The 22,990-nt window shown below is 36.9% G+C and carries 20 protein-coding genes and 1 pseudogene; 9 read left to right on the forward strand and 12 right to left on the reverse strand.

Features of this window, described 5'->3' with window-relative positions:
* The 7 genes and pseudogenes from MP478_RS12875 to MP478_RS12905 form a co-directional block, all read right to left on the reverse strand.
* A pseudogene (locus MP478_RS12875) lies at positions 1-723 on the reverse strand (gliding motility-associated C-terminal domain-containing protein); the annotation flags it as partial.
* A 77-nt stretch (positions 724-800) separates the two neighbouring features.
* Positions 801-2,897 (reverse strand): T9SS type B sorting domain-containing protein, encoded by a 2,097-nt coding sequence (locus tag MP478_RS12880; protein WP_257200674.1) that lies wholly within the window; start codon positions 2,895-2,897, stop codon positions 801-803.
* A gap of 444 nt (positions 2,898-3,341) precedes the next feature.
* Entirely contained in the window at positions 3,342-4,577 is a 1,236-nt protein-coding gene (locus MP478_RS12885) for an MFS transporter (RefSeq protein ID WP_257191131.1), read from the reverse strand.
* Between the two features lie 92 nt (positions 4,578-4,669).
* Entirely contained in the window at positions 4,670-5,032 is a 363-nt protein-coding gene (locus MP478_RS12890) for a hypothetical protein (RefSeq protein WP_230033843.1), read from the reverse strand.
* Between the two features lie 69 nt (positions 5,033-5,101).
* Positions 5,102-6,601, reverse strand: a complete 1,500-nt coding sequence (locus tag MP478_RS12895) for a GH3 auxin-responsive promoter family protein (RefSeq protein ID WP_257200675.1) — start codon at positions 6,599-6,601, stop codon at positions 5,102-5,104.
* A 135-nt stretch (positions 6,602-6,736) separates the two neighbouring features.
* Complete coding sequence (locus MP478_RS12900) at positions 6,737-7,036, reverse strand: hypothetical protein (protein WP_230033847.1); 300 nt, start codon at positions 7,034-7,036, stop codon at positions 6,737-6,739.
* A gap of 180 nt (positions 7,037-7,216) precedes the next feature.
* Positions 7,217-7,612, reverse strand: a complete 396-nt coding sequence (locus MP478_RS12905) for a hypothetical protein (protein WP_230033849.1) — start codon at positions 7,610-7,612, stop codon at positions 7,217-7,219.
* 255 nt (positions 7,613-7,867) lie between these two features.
* Between MP478_RS12905 and mfd the strand changes: the two genes are divergently transcribed.
* The 7 genes from mfd (at position 7,868) to pth (ending at position 16,688) form a co-directional block, all read left to right on the forward strand.
* Entirely contained in the window at positions 7,868-11,236 is a 3,369-nt protein-coding gene (gene mfd / locus MP478_RS12910; RefSeq protein ID WP_257200676.1) for a transcription-repair coupling factor, read from the forward strand.
* A gap of 370 nt (positions 11,237-11,606) precedes the next feature.
* Positions 11,607-12,422: a hypothetical protein gene (locus MP478_RS12915; RefSeq protein WP_257191133.1), complete on the forward strand. Its 816-nt coding sequence runs from the start codon at positions 11,607-11,609 to the stop codon at positions 12,420-12,422.
* A 6-nt stretch (positions 12,423-12,428) separates the two neighbouring features.
* Positions 12,429-13,247 carry a hypothetical protein gene (locus MP478_RS12920; RefSeq protein ID WP_257191134.1) on the forward strand — a complete coding sequence of 273 codons (819 nt, stop codon included), beginning with the start codon at positions 12,429-12,431 and terminating at the stop codon, positions 13,245-13,247.
* Between the two features lie 8 nt (positions 13,248-13,255).
* On the forward strand, positions 13,256-13,999 hold the full coding sequence (locus MP478_RS12925) for a hypothetical protein (protein WP_257200677.1): 744 nt from the start codon (positions 13,256-13,258) through the stop codon (positions 13,997-13,999).
* 153 nt (positions 14,000-14,152) lie between these two features.
* Positions 14,153-15,010, forward strand: a complete 858-nt coding sequence (locus MP478_RS12930) for a hypothetical protein (RefSeq protein ID WP_257191135.1) — start codon at positions 14,153-14,155, stop codon at positions 15,008-15,010.
* 97 nt (positions 15,011-15,107) lie between these two features.
* Positions 15,108-16,040, forward strand: coding sequence for a hypothetical protein (locus MP478_RS12935; RefSeq protein WP_257200678.1), 933 nt, complete (start codon positions 15,108-15,110; stop codon positions 16,038-16,040).
* A gap of 84 nt (positions 16,041-16,124) precedes the next feature.
* Entirely contained in the window at positions 16,125-16,688 is a 564-nt protein-coding gene (gene pth / locus MP478_RS12940; protein WP_257200679.1) for an aminoacyl-tRNA hydrolase, read from the forward strand.
* 120 nt (positions 16,689-16,808) lie between these two features.
* Here pth and MP478_RS12945 read toward each other — a convergent pair whose 3' ends face one another.
* From MP478_RS12945 to MP478_RS12960, 4 genes are all read right to left on the reverse strand, one after another.
* A complete protein-coding gene (locus MP478_RS12945) occupies positions 16,809-17,444 on the reverse strand; it encodes a carbonic anhydrase family protein (protein ID WP_230033866.1) in 636 nt (211 codons plus the stop codon).
* A 56-nt stretch (positions 17,445-17,500) separates the two neighbouring features.
* A complete protein-coding gene (locus MP478_RS12950; RefSeq protein ID WP_230033868.1) occupies positions 17,501-19,093 on the reverse strand; it encodes a SulP family inorganic anion transporter in 1,593 nt (530 codons plus the stop codon).
* A gap of 145 nt (positions 19,094-19,238) precedes the next feature.
* On the reverse strand, positions 19,239-19,538 hold the full coding sequence (locus tag MP478_RS12955; protein WP_230033870.1) for a hypothetical protein: 300 nt from the start codon (positions 19,536-19,538) through the stop codon (positions 19,239-19,241).
* Between the two features lie 21 nt (positions 19,539-19,559).
* Complete coding sequence (locus MP478_RS12960) at positions 19,560-20,228, reverse strand: carbonic anhydrase (RefSeq protein ID WP_230033872.1); 669 nt, start codon at positions 20,226-20,228, stop codon at positions 19,560-19,562.
* A gap of 382 nt (positions 20,229-20,610) precedes the next feature.
* On the opposite strand from MP478_RS12960, the gene MP478_RS12965 reads away from it, so the two are divergent.
* Together MP478_RS12965 and MP478_RS12970 are read left to right on the forward strand one after the other, a co-directional pair.
* Positions 20,611-21,723 (forward strand): helix-turn-helix domain-containing protein, encoded by a 1,113-nt coding sequence (locus MP478_RS12965; RefSeq protein ID WP_257200680.1) that lies wholly within the window; start codon positions 20,611-20,613, stop codon positions 21,721-21,723.
* 103 nt (positions 21,724-21,826) lie between these two features.
* A complete protein-coding gene (locus MP478_RS12970; protein WP_257200681.1) occupies positions 21,827-22,435 on the forward strand; it encodes a DUF2306 domain-containing protein in 609 nt (202 codons plus the stop codon).
* Here the strand turns inward: MP478_RS12970 and MP478_RS12975 are convergent.
* Entirely contained in the window at positions 22,432-22,986 is a 555-nt protein-coding gene (locus MP478_RS12975; RefSeq protein ID WP_230033878.1) for a serine acetyltransferase, read from the reverse strand. The genes MP478_RS12970 and MP478_RS12975 overlap by 4 nt on opposite strands.
* Between the last annotated feature and the right edge of the window lie 4 nt (positions 22,987-22,990).

Here is a 22,990-nt window from a genome sequence, read left to right on the forward strand (position 1 = left end):
GTTTCCGTTGATAATCCCTGCACTCAGAGAAAGGAAATTAAACTGAGTAGGAAGTCCACATACCATAACCGTACTTGGCTGTGCAGGATCTGCAGCAGGAATACCCGGAGTGACAAATGGGTTAGGAGCTAAAGTGGGATTGTTAAACGCAGATTCTAAGCTTGCGGTACCGGTCCAGTTCAATGAGAAGCCATTGGTAGACCTGCTGTAATTATCAATAACCAGATAATAGGTTTCTCCGGCTAATGCATTGATATAAGGGCTCCATTTACCATTATTCATGCTATTTGTTTGACCCGGAGGATTGGTCGGGAATACAGCAGGTGGATTTAGAGTCAGGTCAAGCCCGGTATCTCCACCGGTCCCTGAATAATTACATCTTAAAGGCTGTATAAAAATATTGCCGGGAGTTTGCAGGGAAGCACATCCTCCATTCGTAGGCCCATACACTGCAAAATCATAATCATTTGCCTGTACATTGGGTACAATGGTAAAGGCAAGTGTTCCTGAAGTAGATACGCTGAAAGTATACCATACTGTAAACCTTTCATTAGTACTTAAGCAGCCGCCGTTCTGATTGAGAATTTCCAGTATACTTCCAGGGCCTGAAGGGGTATAGGATATATTAGAGTTTCCACATATTGGGATGGCTGTAATGCAGTCTGATTGCGAGTAAAATGCCTGGGATATCCATAAAATTAAAAATAATAATATCTTTTTCATTGACTGGTTTTTTTAATGGTGATTATTAAGCCATTGTATATTTTAAAAACATATCTTTTAGGGAATTAAAGAGCGAATTAATCTCTGTTTTTTACCATGATCCATCCTGAGAATTTAATAGGCGTATTCTTTTTATCATTTTCATTCCATGTCATAGAATACCAGTAGGTTCCTGTAGGTATTTTTTTCCCGGAAACAGTTCCATCCCATTTATATCCGTTGGACTTATCTGCCTGATGGATTTTTGTTCCGTATCTGTCGAAAATGTTTAAGATGAGATTTTGCTTATCTGCCAATGTTGAATAATCTATTCCATCGTTTATTCCGTCTCCGTTTGGAGTGATGACATTAACCAGGTTTGGGACAACTACTGAAATTTCAATAGGATCACAATCATAAGCATCTTTTACATATACTTTATGATTTCCTCTGGAAATGTTGGTGAATACATTCGAGTTCTGCCATATTATATTATCCATAGAGTATTGGTAACTGGGAGTTCCGCCTGTGACATTTATAGTTATTGCATTGTTGGAGATATCAATACCGGTCACTACAGGCTGTTCGGAAGCATAAATCTTTACTGTTTGCAGGGTTATGCAGTCTCCGGTTTTCAGTTTTACCCAGTAGGTTCCTACTCCTGCATTGGAGATGGACTGAGTAGTAGCTCCGGTGCTCCATTCATAGCCGCTGAATCCAGGTCCTGCATCCAGTGTAGTTGTATCTTCCATGCAAATGATTTTGTCAACCAACACATCAGATTGTACAGGAGGAAGTACTGTTAAAGTTACTTTAGCAATAGAGTAGCATCCCTGGCTATTGATGACTCTTACGTAAATCAGTCCGTTTGGTGCAATATAATTTGCCGGGTTTAAGATTTCATTCGTCTCGTTTATTGCATCTGTCAAAGAAGGAAAGTATCTTTTCGTCGTATTCGCTTGTGTGGTTACCAATGCGTTGTTAAGATTAAATGAGGCTGTTGATGGATTGGCTTCAATATAGCAGGCTCTTAGAATAGCATCCGTTACGGTTACTGCCGGATGAAATTTTAAGGTAATTTCTACAGTGGCAATACATCCGGACGGATTGGTTGCTTTTACAAAGACAGATCCTTCAGCAGAGGAATAAGCGTTTGGATTGGTGATTTCATTGGTGCCATTGTTGAGGTCATATAGCGAAGGATAATATTTTAATACATGAGTGGGACCGGCTCCTATATTGGCTGTTGTCAGGTCATACAATGCTGTTCCTGAGTTATTATTACTACAGCTGGTAAGAGTGGTGGGCGTTAGGGTAAAATTGCCATCTCTAAACCTGAACCTCCCTGTAATGAAACATCCGTTGTTGAGGTTAGCAGGATTGGCAGGGTCACGATAAACAATTCTGTAGAAATAAATTGTTGTAGCATCTATAAGTCCTGTTGTAATAGGATTTCCTCCTGTAACAGCATCATTGGTGTTATTATGATAAGTTACTGTAAAATTGGTGCTGTTGCCGTTTATAATTCCCTGAGTAAAGGTCGTAAAATCAAAGGGAACAGAAAATCCACTGCATACTGTCACTTCATTGGGCTCTGGTGGGGTTGATAGAGTGCCTGGCGTGATGAACGGATTAGGAGCCAGCGCTGGATCATTAAATGCAGAATTCAGACTTGCAGTACCGGTCCAGTTCAACAAAAATCCGTTAGCTGATTCGTCGAAGTTGTCTACAATAAGATAATAGGTTTCACCGGCTGTTACGTCCATGTATGGACTCCATTCATTTTGGTTATTTGAGCCGGGAGGTATGGTTAATGATAAGCCGGTATTTCCTGTAGTGGTACCCGGCCAGTAATTACACCTCAATGGAGATACAAAAACACCGTTGTTCTGTAAAGAGGAGCATCCGCCATTCGTGGGACCATAAACTGCAAAATCATAATCATCGTCGTCGTCATTGGGGTCGATAGTGAATGCCAGTGTTCCCGGGGTTGCTATGGTAAAAGTATACCACACAGAATAATGTTCCCTAGTTAAGCATGAATTCGGACCAACCTGTTCATTGATGGCGCCAGGTCCGGTAGGGGTATAGGAGATATCAGAGTTTCCGCAAATAGGTATTGCAGTTATGCAGTCCGACTGAGCGTGAAATAGATGTGATATAAATAAGATGATAAGGAGTAGTTTTTTTTTCATATAAAATAGTATTTGAGTTTTTATTTATCAGAAAAGGTCCTAAGACTGTTGTTTATAATCATTAGATATTGATATAGTTAGTAATATTTTTTGTTGAAATTTATATATCCCTACTTGTTCAGGTGTTGTTTGAAAAACATTTAAATATTTCAGGTTTTTAGGAGATTATTCTAATGGGCTTGTGTTAATTACAACAGCAGCAGGTACTTTATAAAGAATACATTTAATTATTATAATCTAACAAGGCTAAAATACTTATTTGTTATTTAATAATTAATATTTTAGCCAAATGTTTATAGTATTAATAAAATAAATGTATTTATTTGCGTGTATTTATTATTTTGAAGAAAATTTTACTAATAAAAAAGCAAAAATCATTTACGGGGCAATAAAAAATCAGCTACGTTTTATAGCTGATGTTATTTTTTTATAGGTGAAGATGAGCTAGTACTGCATTTTTCTCAGCTTAGGATTAGTGCTTCCTACAAGCAGGGCTATCAAAACAGTCATGGTTCCCCCAAATATTACAGAACGTACAACTCCTAAAGCTTTAGCCATTACGCCGCTTTCAAATTGTCCCATTTCATTACTGGACATAATGAATATTGAATTGACACTTAAAACACGGCCCCGAATATGATCCGGGGTTTTTAGCTGAACAATGGTTCCCCTGATTACTACAGAAATTCCATCCAGCATTCCGCTCATCACCAGGAACATAAATGATACCCAGTAGAGTTTGGATAATCCGAATCCAATGATACAGAGCCCAAATCCTGTAACGGCCACCAGAAGAATTTTCCCCTGGTTTTTTCGTAAAGGAACAAGCGCCAGAATAGTAATGATGCACATTGACCCTATATCCGAGGCAGCATTCAGCAAACCGAAACCTTCCGCTCCCGAATCCAGAATGTCAGTAGCAAATACAGGAATCATAGCCACTGCACCACCAAAAAGTACGGCAAACATATCGAGGCATAAGGCTCCTAAAATTTCTTTGGTTTTAAAGATATAAGAAATCCCCTCACGCATACTTTCCGCAATATTTACTGAGTCCTTTTTGTTTTCCGAATATTGCTTGTTCAGCTGCCAGAAAAATAAAGAAGCAATAAAAATTAAAGATAATATAACCACTAATGTCCACTTTACTCCCACATATCCGATGAGAACACCTCCTATGGCATGGCCGCATACCGAAGAGATCAGAAATGTTGCCTGATTCAGGGTAACGGCATTCGGCAGGTTTTCTTTTTTTACTATTCTGGGGATCATAGAAGGAACGATAGGGCCGATAAAAGCCCTTGCTATTCCTGTGAAGAATATAACACCATAAATAAAATAAGTGATCTGATGGCCTGTAAAATGCATTTCTACATTAAGAAATGCAGGAATAAGTAAAAGACCTATCAGGAAAATATAAGAATAATTACAGATCAGAAGCAGGCGCTTCTTTTCATTCATGTCGATAACATGACCGGCATATAAAGCACAGCTCACCGCAGGGATAACCTCCGAGAGCCCGATAAGGCCTATTGAAAATGGATCTTTAGTCAGCTGGTATACCCACCATCCCAATAAGGTGGCAAGCATTCTGAATGCTAAAACAATAAAAAACCTTCCTGTAAGAAGATTTCTGAATTCGATATTTTGTAGGGTTTGTAACGGGGTAAAGGAAATCATGAACAAAAATAGCCCTAAAAATTTATTTAAGGCTATTCATATGTTGATTTTTAAAAGATAAATTAAATATATCCTGAAAGATAAAATCTATTTTAGTCAGCTCTGCTTGCACTCAGTACTATGGCAGCAACTCCGGCTGCTCCTATAATGGTTGCTCCGGCAGCTATTCTTGCTTTGGATCTGTCCTTTACAGCAGCTACCTTAGCTTTAGGAATAATTACTTCTGTACTGTCTTTTTTGCCGGCTGTTCCTACCAGATTTTCACCCACTACATTTCTGAACAGGATTTTTTGTTTTGGAGAGCCATCCCTCATTTGAACAACATACATTTTTCCTGCCTGAAGATTTGAATAGTTATTTTTGGAGATATCTTCGCTGTATTTTGTGGTAGCACAAGATGAAATGACAAATAAGGAGGTTAATAAAGACGATTTTAACAGTACAGATGCTTTCATTATTTTCTTTTAGTTTTTCAAATTTATAATTTTTTTCGAATATACGTTTTTGGAATTGAAAAAATATCTTTAAAGTTTATAAATTTCTAATAAATCTGCGATATTTCTGTCATTTGCCAATCTTGGAGTTTTGTTTTGTCCACCCAATTTTCCCTGAGATTTAGCATACTCTTGAAATGCATTTTTTCTGAGCCTGGTAATACAGAGCTTTTGTAAAATATTCCCTGAAATCAGGTCGTCATAATAGCTGTTTCTGCTTCTTAGCTGGCGGTCAAGTTCATTTCTGAATAATTCCAGATCTTCAGGAGCTTTTTCAAATTCAATCAGCCATTCATGGTAAGGAAGGCCCTCCTGAGGATTAACTTGAGGGGCAAGATGAAATTCTGTAATCTGTGCCGGGAGTTTTTCCAAAGTAGCCTTCATTGCTTCTTCCACTTCAAAAGCAATGACATGTTCACCAAAAGCAGAGGTGAAATGTTTGGTTCTGCCACTTACTAAAACTCTGTAAGGTTCTTTGTCAATAAATCGTACAACATCGCCTATCGAGTAAGCCCATAACCCGGAATTGGTGGTAAGGATCAGAGCATAATCCTTATGAAGTTCAACTTCTTGTAATGTTAATCTCCGTGCATGAGGTTTGCCGTATTCTTCAAGAGGAATAAATTCATAGAAAATTCCATGATTGGTCAGCAGTAACAATCCTTCTTTAGTATAATCATCCTGGAAAGCAAAAAATCCTTCGGAAGCTGGAAAAGTTTGGATAATATCAACTTTACCTCCCAGAAGATCTTCCATTTTATCCCGGTATGGTTCATAATTGACTCCTCCCGTAACAATGAGCTGAAGGTTGGGAAACAGTTGTTTGATCTTTTTCCCATGCTTCTCGGACAGTTTTTCAAAATACATAATCAGCCATGGCGGAATTCCTGAAATAAGGGTCATATTTTCAGACTCGGTTTCCATAATGATTTGATCTACTTTGGCCTCCCAGTCTTCCATAATATTGGTTTCCCAGCTGGGGAGACGGTTCTTTTGAAGGTATCCTGGGATATGATGGGCCACGATACCTGATAATCTTCCTGTTTTTATTCCAAAGACTTCTTCCAGCTCGGGACTTCCCTGTAGAAAGATCATTTTTCCGTTAACGAAGTCTGCATTGTTTTTTTGAGCAATATAATGGAACAGAGCACTCTGAGCTCCCGCAATCTGGAATGGCATCCCTTCTTTAGAAATAGGAATGTATTTAGATCCGGAGGTTGTTCCGGAGGTTTTTGCGAAATACTCCGGAGTATCGGTCCAGAGAATGTTGGCCTGTCCTTTTTTTACTCTTTCAATATAAGGCTTCAGGTCTTCATAGTCAGAAAGAGGAACTCTATCCTGAAAATCTTTTACAGAATGAATGTTTTCGAAATCATGCTCCCGTCCAAAAAGAGTTTTTTGAGCAGTGTTTATAAGAGAAAGTAATAGATCGTCCTGATTTTTCTCCGCATTTTTTTTGAATTCCCCTGCTTTTTGAACATGTTTTTTTGCCCAAATAAGCGCTGCATTTTTCTTGAAGAAGTTTAACATGCTCCAAATTTATAAATTAAGTAGAGAACTGGAACAATTTTTACAAAGCATGGCATAAAAAAGCCGATAAAACTTGTTCATCGGCATTTCGAAATTTGATTATGAAAATAACAACTATATATGTTAATGTTGTGCTTATTGGTTTACTTTATACCTTTTGTCGGGAGTTCCGTCTTTTTTCAGATGTTTATTGTCTTTGTATCTCTTATCCGGAGTTCCGTCTTTTTTCATTTTGACAGCAGGCTGAGCGGGTTTTACTTCAGCGGGTTTTGCTGTTTTCATGTCAGCGGGTTTTGCAGCTTTTATTTCAGCAGGTTTAGTTGCTTTTACTGTTTTCACCGGTTGATGAGCTGTGCTTGTAGCAGGAGCCGTCTGCTGAGCAGTTGCAAGTCCCAGTCCTAAGATCAGTGACATTGCTGATAATAATTTTTTCATAAGAAATACTGTTTGTTTTTGTTACATAAAGATATGCAAAAAGCGGGCTGAGAATTTTTGGTTTTTTAAACTTAACTAAAGTTTATTACAGCTTAAAAAAAAATTAAAACAATTCCTATCATTACAAAAACCTGTTTCAATGAAAACAGGTTTTTGTAATATAATTATAGTATGAAATGTTTATCGGGTACAATTGGCGGTCCAGGTCTTACCATCTTTAAGGTATAGAATTTTTAATTCGTTGTTGTCAATTCTTATATATGATGTTCCTGTAGAACCAATCATGACAAGGGTATGATCTCCTTTTTGTTCAAACTCAATCCCGTTGAGATCAGGAATTCCGTTTGAGAAAGAAAAATTATACTTGGTACCGCTGGCGATCTTGGTTACGAATACACTTCCGTTATCTGTACTGATGTTGGTAGATCCTCCGTCGTTATAAGAGATGCTTCCTTTATATGTTCCTGCGAAGAAGTCATTATTCGTAGGGTCATCATCATCACTGCACGACGAAAAAGATAATGCCGTAAAAACAAACAGCATTAAGACTCCTAAGATTTTAATTGCTTTTTTCATAATATTATTCTTTAGCGTTTGGTTATAAGCATAAATTTTCAAACATTGTGCCATGGGAATTTTTTTGTTTTTTTTTAACAGGGAATTAAATAAATTAATAAAAATTAAGATTTATAAAAAAAACTAATAGCCTCATTTTAAATAGGTATCTATCCGCTTTTATAAATAAGAAAAATTTATTCTTATCTTTGTATAGCTAAAAACGATTTCGGAAAACTCCCGAAATCGCTTTTGTCGTTTATACCATTAGTATTTATGCAGTTAAAATCCATCAATGAAAAGTTTCTTCCTGATCTTTTACAAAAGGAATTCGGGAAAGAAATATTCACTCAGTTAGAAAACGATCAGCATATTGCCGTGAAGGGGAGTGCGGGGTCTTCGGTGTCTGTTTTTGTTGCTGAACTTTTTTTAGTTCAAAAGAAAAGTATTCTTTATCTGGTAGATGATAAAGAAGATGCTTTGTATGCGAATGCAGAAATGGAAGATCTTTTGGGAAAAGAAAAGGTGCTGTATTTTCCGGCAACCCATCTTGAACCTTATCAGGTGGAAAAAACTCAAAATGCCAATCTGGTACTGAGAACGGAGGTTTTAAATAAGCTCAGCTCAGGAAGGTCTTCAAAAGTAATTGTGGCCTACGCAGGAGCATTATCCGAAAAGGTTTTAAAGAAAGAAGACTTTAAAGCAATTTCACATCATATAAAAGTAGGAGATCAACTGGATTTTGATTTTATTGACGAGTTGCTTAATCATTATCATTTTCAGCAGACTGACTTTGTCTCCGAGCCTGGTGAGTTTTCTGTAAGAGGAGGAATTGTAGATGTATTTTCCTATTCTTATGAAAAACCATATAGGATAACGTTCTTTGGAAATGAAGTGGAAAGTATTAAAACCTTTGATATAGAAACCCAGCTTTCTATAGATAAAGTAAAAGAGCTCCAGCTGGTTTCCAATATGAATTTTTCCGTGACAGGAAGTAGAGTGTCATTATTACAGCTACTGCCAAAGGAAAGCTTTATTATTTCCAGAAATGGAATGGTTGGAATGCAAAAGATAAAGACATTCTATGAGAAAGCTTTAGAGAAATATGATACTTTAAATAAAGATATTGCCCACAGAACGCCTCAGGAACTTTTTATTTCAGACCAGGAATTTCTTTTTGATTATAAAAAATTCAAGACCGTTGATTTTGGCGGAATAAGCATAGAAGGGCTGAAAGATATTTCCGAAATAAAAATGGAGCAGCTTCCACAGCCTTCCTTCCATAAAAATTTTGAACTGCTGATTGAAGATCTTGAAGAAAAGCAGAACGAAGGTTTTGATACCTGGATATCTTTTTCAACAGAAAAACAAAAAGAAAGGCTGGAATCTATTTTTGAAGAACTGGAACATGAGCTTCCTTTTAAAAGCTTTAAATCTGAACTTCATGAAGGATTTGTGGATAATGGACATAAGCTCCTGGTGTATACGGATCACCAGATTTTTGACCGTTATCAAAGGTATAAAGCCAAAAATACATTTGCCAAGTCTGAACAGCTTACCCTGAAAGACCTGATGTCTTTAAAAATCGGGGACTATATTGCCCATATTGATCATGGTATCGGGAAGTTTATGGGACTCGTAAAGGTGAATAATGATGGGAAGATTCAGGAATGTTTTAAACTGACTTATAAAAACGGAGATCTCCTGTATGTCAGCATTCACTCACTGCATAAAATTTCAAAATTTAATGGCCCTGACGGAAAAGAAGTGGTGCTAAGTAAACTGGGTTCTCCTGCCTGGAAATCTTTAAAACAGAAAACAAAAGCAAAAGTAAAACAGATTGCTTTTGACCTTATCCAATTATACGCCCAAAGAAAAACAGCCAAAGGTTTTGCTTATACTCCGGATTCTTACCTGCAGAATGAACTGGAAGCAAGCTTCATCTATGAAGATACTCCAGACCAGGAAAAAGCAACATTTGATGTGAAGAAGGATATGGAGGCTGATACGGTTATGGACAGGCTGGTATGTGGTGACGTAGGTTTTGGAAAAACTGAAGTGGCCATTCGTGCAGCATTTAAAGCCGCCACAGATGGAAAACAGGTCGCTATATTGGTGCCTACAACTATTCTGGCGTTTCAGCATTATAGAAGCTTTAAAGAAAGACTGAAGGATTTTCCTGTAAATGTTGGCTATGTCAACCGCTTCAGAACTGCCAAGCAAAAATCAGAGACTTTAGATGCTTTAAAAAACGGAAAATTAGATATTATTATAGGAACTCATCAATTGGTAAGTGCTTCCGTGAAATTTAAAGACTTAGGATTACTGATCATTGATGAAGAGCATAAGTTTGGTGTTTCTGTAAAAGATAAGCTGAAAACTTTGAAAAGTAATGTTGATACCCTTACTTTGACGGCTACTCCTATTCCAAGAACACTGCAGTTTTCTTTAATGGCTGCCAGAGATTTATCGGTTATTAAAACGCCACCGCCAAACAGACAGCCTGTTGATACTCAGCTGATCGGATTTAATGAAGAAACTCTTCGTGATGCTGTTTCTTATGAACTTCAGAGAGATGGGCAGGTGTATTTCATCAATAACAGGATAGAGAACCTGAAAGATATTGCCGGGCTTATCCAGCGATTGGTTCCCGATGCCAGAGTTATTACCGGACATGGACAGATGGAAGGTAAACAGCTGGAAAAAAATGTTTTGGACTTTATGGAAGGGAAATATGACGTGCTGGTTTCTACAACAATTGTGGAAAGTGGAGTAGATGTTCCGAATGCCAACACTATTTTTATTAATGATGCCCAAAGATTCGGAATGGCGGATCTTCACCAGATGAGAGGAAGGGTGGGGCGAAGCAACAGGAAAGCATTTTGTTATCTGATTACACCCCCTTATGATATGATCACTTCTGATGCAAGAAAACGTTTGGAAGCTATTGAACAGTTTTCTGACCTGGGAAGTGGTTTTCAGATTGCCATGAAGGATCTTGAAATTCGTGGTGCCGGAGATTTATTGGGTGCGGAACAGAGTGGATTCATCAATGAGATGGGGTTTGAAACCTATCAGAAATTAATGCAGGAAGCCCTTGAAGAGCTGAAAGATGATGCAGACTTTGAAAACCTGTTTGAAAATGAAGAGGACAGACAGAAGCTGTTCAAATCTGTAAAAGATGTCAATATCGATACTGACCTTGAGCTTATGCTGCCGGATTCTTATATTTCCAATACGGAAGAAAGACTGCTGTTGTATCAGAAAATTGCAGAAATAACGAATGAACAGGATCTTCATAAGTTTGAGCTTGAATTAATAGACCGTTTTGGAGCTCTTCCAAAAGAAGCGGTAAATCTTTTGAAAAGTGTTGCTTTAAAATGGCTGGCTGCGGATATAGGCTTCGAAAAGATTGTAATGAAAAACGGTGTGTTTTTAGGGTATTTCCCAGGCAATCCCCAGGATAAATTTTACCAGACAGACAGATTCAGACATATCATTACTTATTTAACCCAAAATCCTGCCGAAGCGCAGCTTAAAGAAAAATCAGGAAAAGAAGGTAACCAGCTCATGATGAGAAAGGAAAGAGTGAAAAATGTAGATGAGGTTAATCTGTTGCTGAAAGCTATTATTGCCCATCATTAAAATCTAATTTCCAAAATGATAAAGCTTCCCCGGAAGCTGAAAAAACATATAATAACTTAAGTTTTTATATGTTTTTTTGTGATTGTTATCAGCTTTTTGGTTAAAAATATTCATTAATTAGAGAGTTAACGCAGTTTTAGGCAATATAATATCACTTTTTAATGATAAAAATAAAGCTGTAAGCCTCGTTGTAGAAGGAGGTTGTGAAGAAGCGTGCTTTAAGATGAGCCAATAAAGTATGCTCGTGTAGTAATAATTCTACTTTTGTGTGCGAATAATTCTATCGTGTAATGTGTTTATTTCTATGGTGTTAGGTGTGTCGGTTGGGACTTTTTGTAGTTCTTAATTTGTACATTTGCAGTCCTTAATTATGAAAAAAACTATTTATTTCGTTGCTGGATTTCTTTCATTCTATGCCAACGCACAGGTGGGAATCGGGACACCTAAGCCAAAATCTACTCTCGATGTCAATGGAAAAACTACTTTAAGAAAAGAACTTAGAGTGGGAGGCAGTTCTACTCAGGCAGGTAATGCCGGGTTGAACGGGCAAATCCTGGTTTCTCAGGGAGAAGGTAAATCTCCTGTTTGGAAGTCGTTGAATGTTTCCTTTATGGAAGAGGGGCAATACAAATTGATCAATTCGTATTTGTCATCAGATCAGGAGGGTATTACTACCCTTACAGATGGTATTGCAGGAGATAATGTGTTTAAGAATAATGTAGGGGACAATATCACTGATGCTACTAAAGGTAAATGGGTAAAGATTGCAGGTCTTGAAAATAACTTTAGTATCAAAAATGGAAGAAATAGGTTAACGTATCAGTTCCAGACAGGAGTTGAAATGAAATCACCAACCGCTACTGTGATCAATGATGTGAGATTTACGTGTGGGGTATTTAGAAATGGAAAGCTTGTGGCTGTTCGTCCAGACAGAATAGAGTCTAATAATAATTCTGAAAAAGGAGGTATCCAGGACTATATTTTCACCCTTAATTATACTGAGCAAAATGTACCTGTAGGTGCTCATAAAATTGAAATTGCATGCAGAAAAATTGATGCTTCCAGTACTTCATCTCAATTTACAATAGGACGGAATGTTCAGAGCTCCAATGGGGTGTCTAATGCATTTACGCTGGAATCTACGATGAAAATGGATGTAATTGAATTTGTAAGCTATAAAAACTAACAATTGATGAAAAAAATAATATTGACTTTACTCCTTCCGGCAGGATTATTATTGTCTGCTCAGGTGGGAATTAATACAGATTCTCCAAAAGCAAAACTTGATGTCAATGGAGACCTTAATTTAAGAGATAAGATTGCGGTGTATGACTCTTCAGATAATTCTGTATCTCAGGGAAATAATGACCAGTTACTTGTATCACAGGGCGAAGGATATCCTCCTATTTGGAAAACACTTCGTATTCCTGAATATGAACCCAACAAATTTTATCTGATTTTTAACAATTCATTTTCCGATAAACAGGGAGCCAGATTTACTTATAGTGAACAGTCTAATATAACTACTTCCAGAGGCAGTGTTTTTAATAAAGGCACACAATATGGTACTTTGAGTAATTTCAAGAAAATTGCCGGACTTTCACAGGATATCAATGTATACAGTACGGTAAGCAAAGCTTATTTTCAATTTGAAACTGTTGTACAGGCTAATTTTGATGCAAACGGGGCTACAGATACTTCCATAGACTATGCTTGTGGAATCTTTGTGGATGATAAATTGGTGAATCTAAGACAGAGAAATCTGAAGGCCATTGGTTCCCTGCAGCCTTTCCTTACCCATACTCAGATTGGAATCGTTGAAAACCTTACAAAAGGAACCCATACAGTAAGTGTAGGATGTGCAAGACTGGCATCTTACGGTAATGCATCAGGCAAAACGCTTACTATTGGAATCAATGCAGCATCTAATATCAACAGCTTTATTGCTCAGTCTTCTCTGAAAGTAGATGTATATGAGGTTCCGGAGGTGTTTAACCCGATTATAAACTAAATCAAATCATGAAAAAAATATTTTTTATAAAATCTCTTTTGCTGGCAGTATGGATAAATGCGCAAGTGGGCATTGATACATCAAACCCTACAAATAAGCTTGATGTGAATGGAGATTTAAATGTCAGAAAAGAATTAAGAACCGGAGGTACAGATCTTTTAAAAGGTTCTGCAGGAACGAGCGGAGATATCTTTCATAACAACTCAGCGATGACAGCTAATGACTGGAAGGCTATAAAAATTGCTGATGGCCAGGGAAGTATGTCTGTATTCTCTATCAACACTGTGGCAGATCAGACAGGGGTTTCTTTTAGCTCCAGCGGGTCAGCTGTCCCTTATAACGAAGGTGACCCTTTAGCCGGAGATTGGACTGTATTGCCAACGGCATTGGATAATTTCTCCGTAACCAATTCAAACAATAAAGTAACATTCTCATTTCAAACTACTGTTCAGAAAGCCGCAAAAGGTTCAGCAAGTTTTGCATGCGGGATTTTTGTAGATGACAGACTGAGAGCTGTAAGAACAGACGTATTGCTGGGAGGAGCCGGAGCTTATAAAATTTTTAATCTGAATGCCACTCTCTCCAATCTTACCCCAAAAAACAAATATGTGGTGAAAGTAGCCTGTATTAAACGTACATTAAGCGGTTCACCAATACCGGTGCTGGGAATAGGAAGAGCCGTGGATACTGCAGTATTGAATAATGATATGGCACAGTCTGTTTTGACAACATCAGTACTACAGCCTTATTAATTTTCATGAAAATATAATAATTAAGAATCTAAAAACGTTATGTTTTTAGATTTTTTTTGTTTTTACGTCTGTTTATTGTGAATTTGTTCGAATGGAGTGTATGCTGTTATCGAAAATTGAATTATATTTGGCATTACTAAAACTAATTTTTCTATGGTAAAAAATTACTTTCTTAAAATATTTACAGGAATTGCTCTTTTAGGAGTATTGGCATCATGCAATACAACCTCTGACCCTACAGAATCGATCCCGAATCCTGATGAAGGAACTGCCCCCAAAAAAATTCTGGAAAAAATCAATAAGGATAATGTTTCTCAGGAAGAATATATTACAACAGCCGGAATTTTGGATCAGGCTGTTTTTAAAGATGATAATTCTAACGCCAGTTATATAAGTACGTTAACATACAATACAAACAAAAAAATTACTAAAATTAATTTTGCAAGCCAGACTCCCGGAAGTTTGTCTTATGAGTTTGATGTAACTCCGGATATTAATGGACAGATTTATAATGCGTCTTGTGTGGCAACAGGATCAATTCCCGGAACATCATTCATCAGCGATTATGCTTTTACATATGATGTAGCAGGAAAGCTTACGAAAATTCTTGAAAAAAGAAAAGTAGGAGGGATATCTGCCTACAATGCATTCGTAGAGAACGTTTTTGTATATGCCGGAGATAATATTTTTAAGGTAACGAGTTCTAAAGGAATCCTGAATACGAATGGTGCTCCTGATATGACTACAGCTGTTCAAACGATCTATAGTTTTCAAAACTATGATTCTCAGAAAAGCCCCTTTTCTACACTTCCAAGAGTGTTTTTTATCATGCGGGGCCTGATGAATCCGGTCAATTTCTACAGGCTGTCTCCAAACAACCCTACGTCAACGTATGTTCAGATGCCTGCGCCGGCCCCTGGAGTTAATACCACACAAAGTTATACCTATGATCAAGGCTATCCGGTGATTGAGAAAAATCAAAAACTGACCTATAGCTATAAAAATTTGTAAAAGAGTTCAATTATTAATCTTATTGGAATATAAATAATTATATAATTTTTATGCAAAAAAAAATTATATTTGTCAAAAAATAATCAATTACCAGAAAATGAAACAACTTTTCTATTTTATTTTATTAATAGCTGGTTTTGCCTCAGTGCATTCCTGCAAGAATCTAGTGGATGAAGAAGGAAATCCATTATTAGATCTGAATAACACAGGAGGATTAACCGGTCCCAGAGCATTATATAAAGAAATTACAGATAAAGATACATTAGCTGAATATCATTACAGTGGGCTTCTTGTGAATACAGTACTTATGGATAGTGCATCAATCACTAACATAATGTACAGTGGAGATAAGATCAGCCAGATCGCCTTTAATGGATTCCTTGATCTTGACGGAAACGGGAAGCTGGATAAGGATAGTGTTTCTTTTACCAGACTGCTTACTTATGGAAATACCGGAAGATTGGAAACGATTTCTGAAAACCGTTCTATCTTCAGAAGACCTCCCCCTGTTCCACCAGCTACTGACCCGGGACCACAAACACTTCTCAGAAAGACAAAATCACTTTATAATGTAAGATACAGTGCTGCGACAGCAAAACTGGATTCTATTATTATGAAGACAGGTCCGGATATTGCAGGAACACCATTTGCTTATGATAACTTCTCAAGAACAGCTTATACCTATTCCGGAGACAATGTTTCCAAAGTTATAAGACATTACGGTCCTATGGCCGGAGGAGTAATGGGAGCGGTTACTACAAAATACAGCTATGAATATTATGCTTATGATAATGAGATCAGTCCGTTCACATTATTACCGTTAGCATATAAAATTTCAAGACTTTTAAATACAGATCTTAATGATAAAGAAAGTCTTATATTATCTCCGAACAATCCTAAAAGATGGTCGTTTACAGATCTTACTCCGCCTATTCCTAGCCCGGTTGTAAAGAGTACAAATTACGTTTATGATCCACAGACCTATATGACAAAAGGATATGGAGTAAACTATATTTACAAACCGCAATAACATTATTTTTAATAATATGTAAACTCAACCTTCCGAAGGTTGAGTTTTTTATTTTTTATCTCTTAATTTTGCAAAAAATTTCTGATGAAATATTTAATAGTCGGGCTGGGAAATAAAGGCTCAGAATACGAAAACACACGCCATAATATAGGATTCAAAGTAGCTGAAAAAATTGCGGAGACGCTTGATGTTTCTTTCAATACGGCTAATTTTGGATGGATGGCTGAAGGAAAATACAAAGGCAGGAAAGTTTTTGTGCTGAAACCGGATACTTATATGAATCTTTCAGGAAATGCTGTAAGATACTGGATGCAGAAAGAAAATATCCCGTTGGAGAATGTCCTCATTATAACAGATGACCTTGCGCTTCCTTTCGGTATGCTGAGGATGAAAGGGAAAGGTTCTGACGCCGGGCATAATGGGCTTAAAAATATTAATGAAGTATTACAGACGCAAAACTACACAAGGCTCCGTTTTGGAATTTCTGCAGATTTTTCTGCAGGACGTCAGGTAGATTATGTATTAGGCACATGGAGCGGAGAAGAAGCAGAAAAGCTTACCGAAAGAATTGAAATATTCTCTAAGGCGAGTCTTTCTTTTGTTTTTGCCGGATTGAATAACACGATGTCCGCATACAACGGAAAATAGAGCTTGCTGTTAGTAGTTACGGAAAATGAAAAAGGCCATCGGATTTCGATGGCCTTACTTATAATCGATCTTGAATTAAGTGTTGATCTTTGATCTTAATTCTATGATCATGTTAATCTCTTATAACCAGGTTACTGCACCTGTCTCAACGTTGTAATTCGCTCCAACGATTTTAATCTTACCCTCATTCTCAAGGTTACGAAGGGTTGAACTTTGCTTACGGATATCTTCAATGGCGCATCTTACGTTCTGCTGATTAAGCCTTTCCAAAAGTGAGCTGTTTTTTGATGAACGCTCTTCGTTTTCCTCAATTATTTGGTTAATGATAGGGTCAAAATGGTTGATAAGGTGGTTGAGGTTATCCATTCCCAGCCCTTCAATCTGTGCTGCATCAAGACCTCCTTTTAAGGCGCCGCATTTAGTATGGCCTAAAACCACGATAAGTTTGGAACCGGCCACATTACAGCCAAATTCCATTGATCCCAGAATGTCCTGGTTAACAAAATTACCGGCAATTCTGATGCTGAAAACATCTCCCAATCCCTGATCAAAAATAAGTTCTGCAGAAGTACGGCTGTCTATGCAGCTTAAAACTACCGCAAAAGGCCACTGTCCCTCACGTGTAGCATTTACCTGCTCCAGAAGGTCCCTGTTAGCCTTAAGATTATTTACAAATCTTTGATTTCCTTCTTTCAAAAAATCTAATGCTTTTTCAGGAGTAATCGTCGATTGGGTTTCGTATGTATGTGCTTTCATATAGTATGTAATTGTTTTTTGAATTTAAATTAAAAAAAAGTTGATGGGCAATGAGATTACATTGCTCTTTTATGGGTAACCAGAATATGGGAATCTTCACTTCTTTCATAATCTCTGTATGAAGTTTTGAAGCCTAAAAGTTCTACCATGATGTCCTGTTCCTTTGCGCGGATATTGGCAAAGTCCTGAATCATCTCCAGAACATCAGTAGCAATATATGATGTACTTCTGGCATCGATGGTTACCGTAGAATTTGGTTTGATATTTTTAAGTGTTTTTTTGATCGCTGCCTTATTTAAAAATGAAACTTCCTCAGCTAATTTGATGTTGATTCCATCGGCATCATCCAGCTTTTCGCGGCTTAGATAATAAGCTCTTTTCATATTTCCCTGAAGGATATAGAAAACAGAGATGGCAAGACCAATTCCCACTCCTTTTAATAGATCTGTTGCTACAACAGCTGCAACAGTGGCTACAAATGGAATAAACTGGAATTTTCCTAAATGCCAGAAATGCTTAAACGTAGCAGGTTTTGCCAGTTTATATCCAACTAAAATTAATACCGCAGCCAACGTAGCTAGTGGAATTAGATTAAGAATGACAGGGATAGTAAGTACACAGATCAGTAAGAAAACCCCATGAATAATAGCCGATATTTTAGAAGTTGCCCCTGCATTTGCATTGGCAGAACTTCTTACTACAACAGAAGTCATGGGAAGTCCACCAATGAATGAACTGATCAAATTCCCTATTCCCTGCGCTTTAAGCTCAAGATTAGTATCAGTAATTCTTCGCTGTCTGTCTAATCTGTCTGATGCTTCAATACAAAGCAGGGTTTCAATAGAGGCTACAATAGCAATAGTTGCTCCTACGATCCATACTTTTGGATTAGTAAAGCCATTAAAATCAGGAGTGACAATCAGGTTTTTAAAATCATCCAGAGACTGTGGAACAGGTAAAGAAACCAAGTGCTGGGTTTCTATAGCCAATGAGCTTCCTGCCATTTTAAACAGTTGATTTAAAATAATACTCGCAATTACTGCAACCAAAGCGCCTGGAAGCATTTTCATTCTTTTCAGTACATGAATTTTATCCCATGCAATAAGAATAGCTACAGAAACTAAAGTGACAATAATAGCCCCGGGCTGGATTGCCCCAAATAATTCTGTAAAATATCCGAAGTTTAAGCCGTTGTCGAAAATAGATTCATGGCCTTCATAATCTTTATCGAATCCTAAAGCATGTGGGATCTGTTTCAGAATAATAATGATTCCTATGGCGGCAAGCATGCCTTCGATAACGTTGTTGGGGAAATAGTTGGAAATACTTCCTGCCCTTACAAATCCTAGAATTAATTGAATCAGTCCTGCAATGATCCCGGCACATAGAAAGAGCTCAAATGCGCCAAGGTCTGTTATTGCCGTTAAAACTATAGCCGTTAAACCTGCAGCAGGCCCTGAAACTGAAATATTTGAATTACTGAGGAATCCTACGACCAGGCCGCCTACAATACCCGAAATAATTCCGGATAAGGGTGGAGCGCCTGAAGCTAAAGCAATTCCTAAACATAGTGGGAGTGCCACTAAAAATACCACGAGTCCTGAAGGAATATTCTCCTTAATTCCTCCTATTAATGATGTCTTTTTCATGATGTGAAGCTGTGAGAAATAACCGGCTTATTCTCTGTGAATAAGTCTGTTATAAAAGTTGAAAAATTTTAATTTTTAAAGTACATGTGTATTCAATATCAAAAAACTGATAGAGAATAGGTATCAAAAAAATCTAACTATGGAGTTAAGCTTCCGGAGGAGGAGAAAATATAGTAAGTAAGGGAGATAGATGAAAAGAATCATCTACCAGCACAAAAGACCTTCCCAGAAAATCGGGTTCCGAAAACTTGAGATAATCAAATACATTCAATGTTTTCGGAATAGCCTTTTCGTAAACAATAAAAGAAGACGGATGAGAATGTGGTTCTTCTTCGTTCACTATTATATTGGTTCTCAGAATATCCCAGCCCGCAACCGCAGCAATGCTTGGCAGCGCTGTAAAATTCAGAAAAATCGTTAATACAATAATACTCCAGAACTTCATTTCACATTCTTTTTAGAAAAACTACTTTGTTTTTCTACTCATGACCCAGTCTGAACTTGTAAGGTTATAAATTTTCTGGATGTCTTTTAAGATTTTCTCAAAATCAATATCCAGATCAATAATTTTACCGGTTCTAAGGTCAAATACCCAGCCGTGTACCACAGGATACTCTTCTAAGATGTATCTTTCCTGTACACAGGCCATTTTGATCACGTTGATGCACTGCTCCTGAACATTAAGTTCTACAAGTTTGTCATAACGTTTGTTTTCGTCTTCAATAGAATCAAGTTCAGCCTGATGCAATCTGTAAACATCACGGATGTTTCTCAGCCAAGGATTTAACAATCCCAAATCCTGAGGAGTCATCGCTGCTTTTACACCACCGCAGTTGTAATGTCCACATACAATAATATGTTTTACTCTAAGATGTTCTACAGCATATTGAATTACTGCTGTAGAGCTCATATCTAAAGTATTGACAACATTGGCTATATTTCTGTGAACAAAAACTTCGCCCGGTTTTGCACCCATCAGTTCTTCCGCTGTGGCCCTGCTGTCTGAACATCCGATATACAAATAGTCAGGATGCTGAGTTTTTGCCAGCTCTTCGAAGAAGTGTGGATCTTCTGATACTTTGGATTCTACCCATTTCTTATTGTTTTCAAAAATAACCTCGTACGATTGTGACATAATTTTAAATTTTTAAAAGTTTATAATTATTTATTTCGTTTAAATTATTTTCAAAATCAATAGACTAAATCAATAATTATACAAAAATATAATTTTTGTCGAAGAATTGATGTGTTTTAACAAAGTTTAATATTAAAATATGCTTAAAATCATGTCTGATAAAATATGCTTTGTCTTACTGTCAATGTAGGCTGTCCTATAATTCAAACGTTTAAATCTAAGTTAAAATTACAAAGTATAAATTAGAATTTTGAATTTGAGATTAAATATTCTTAATTTTCTGTTCCTCAGAAGAACTGCAGGTCATCATATTCAAAATAAATAACCATATACTGTGGAAAAAAGAATAAATTAAGGTCCTGATTTTAACCTTATATTTTTAATGGATTTCGATCTGGGAATATTTTATTGGGCAGGAATTTTTATTGCCTGGTTTTCATCTTTTCTTATCTTGGGAAAGCAGAAAAAGAAAACAGTAGATTTTCTTTTAGCATTCTGGTTTCTGATTATAGGATTTCATCTTGTTTTTTTTGTGTTGTTCCGTTCGGGAGGCTATTTAAAGTTTCCTTATCTCATTGGATTTGAAATTCCTTTTCCTTTCATGCATGGGCCGATGTTATATTTGTATATTCTGAGCCTGACAGGTAGAAATACGGGGAAAAAGATTTGGCTATTGCATTGGGTGCCTGTTGTGATAATTTATATGATTTTATTTCAGTTTTTGCTGCTGTCTCCGCAAGATAGGATGACGGTTTACCAGAATAAAGGTAAGGGGTATGAGGTGTTGAGTGATGTGATCAAATTTTTAATGATCTTGTCCGGAATTTTGTATGTGGGCTTAAGCCTTCTTACAGTCAGAAAATATAAAAAAGAAATTTCCAATCAATACTCCAATACCGAAAAGATTAACCTGAATTGGTCATATTATCTGATTACAGGGATTGCGTTAATATGGGTCGCTGTTATCATAAGGAATGATATTCTTATTTTTTCCATGGTTGTTTTGTTTATTCTGGTAGCGGCTTACTTCGGTATCAGTCGTGTGGGGATTTTGGATTTGCCTGTTGTAGCTGATGTTTCAGGTGAAAAAGAATCTGATGTTGAAGTGGTAAAGTACCAGAAAAACTCTCCGGGATTTGATGTTATACAAGCTATTTATGAAAAGCTTGTGTACAAAATGGAGTATGAAAAGCTGTACAAAGATCCGGACCTGAATCTGAATCATGTGGCTCAGCTGTTGGATGTTCATCCGAACCTATTATCACAGACCATTAATTCTTTGGAGAACAAAAACTTTTATGACTATATCAACCGGCAACGGATTAAGGAGTTTAAAAGAATAGCAATACTTCCTGAAAACCAAAAGTACACGATTTTATCACTGGCCTTTGAAAGTGGGTTCAATTCCAAGACCTCATTTAACCGGAATTTTAAAAAATATATGAATTGTTCTCCAAGAGAGTTTCTAAAAAGCAAAAATCTTACGTTGGAATAGTAAGTGTCAGTTAATAAGTGATATTATATTTGTTTCATCTTTCATTTTGGAACAGTTGAACCTTTCTTTATGTCCATTTTTACAGAAAATTTAATCAACTGTCATGAAGAAACTCTTATTTGTAATCCTATGTATTCTTGCATTGCTTATGGGTGCCTATCCTTTAATTTATGTTTTTGTTGAACATAAAAATACTTTTCTAGGTTCTAAATCATTGGAGATACTTCAAAATACAATTTGGAAAACTGCATTTTTTGCTCATATTATTTTTGGTGGAATTTCCCTCTTCATTGGCTGGCGTCAGTTTGGGAGCAAGTTCAGAAATAAATATGTAAAGTTGCACAAATTCATTGGAAAATTCTACATAGCCGCAGTGCTGATAAGTTCTGTTTCGTCTATCTATATAGGAATGTACGCCAACGGAGGAATTGTATCATCTGTCGGATTTGTTTGCCTGGGAATTATTTGGCTGATTACCACTTTGGTAGCAGTAGTCTATATAACCAAAGGTAACGTAGTAAAGCATCAACAATTTATGGTATACAGCTATGCCTGTACCTTTGCTGCAGTGACATTAAGAATCTGGTTTCCTGTTTTAAAGAGTATTACACAGGATCCTGACAATTCCTACATTGCTGTAGCCTGGTTATGCTGGCTTCCCAATCTTTTGGTAGCGTATCTTATTAATAAAAAGAATGTGGTGGCCGGTTAAACTTTATTGTTGATATAGCCGTTCGTCGCCTCTGTAGTAGGGTAGATCTTTCCGGGATTTCCCATTACCATAGAATCATCAGGTACGTCAAAATTGACGTAAGAATTAGGGGCAATCAATACATTATTTCCAATGTTGATACTTCCTACAATCACTGCGTTGGGGCCAATCCATACTTCATCACCAATCACTGGAAACCCTTCATTCTTTCCACGGTTCTGCTGTCCGATGGTTACACCCTGTGCTATATTGCAGTTTTTTCCAATTCTGGTTTTGGGATTGATAACCAATGCTCCGAAATGTCCCAGATACAGTCCTTCCCCGATTTCAGTCTCGGGATAGATCTGGAAACCGTATTTTATCTGAAAATGCCTCAAAACAATTCTCCAGAATAAACCGGAAATGGCTTTTTTATTGCTTTTCTGGGCTTTCCTAAATAAATAAACATAGTGGAGATTAGGATTGATACATTTTTTCCAAATTTCAAAAGTAGAAAGCCATTTGCCGCTTTCCCTGTAAAAATCTTTCTGTATTGCTGTGTAATCTGGCATAACA

This window comes from Chryseobacterium sp. WG14 (assembly GCF_024586945.1).
In the GTDB taxonomy this organism is placed as follows: domain Bacteria; phylum Bacteroidota; class Bacteroidia; order Flavobacteriales; family Weeksellaceae; genus Chryseobacterium.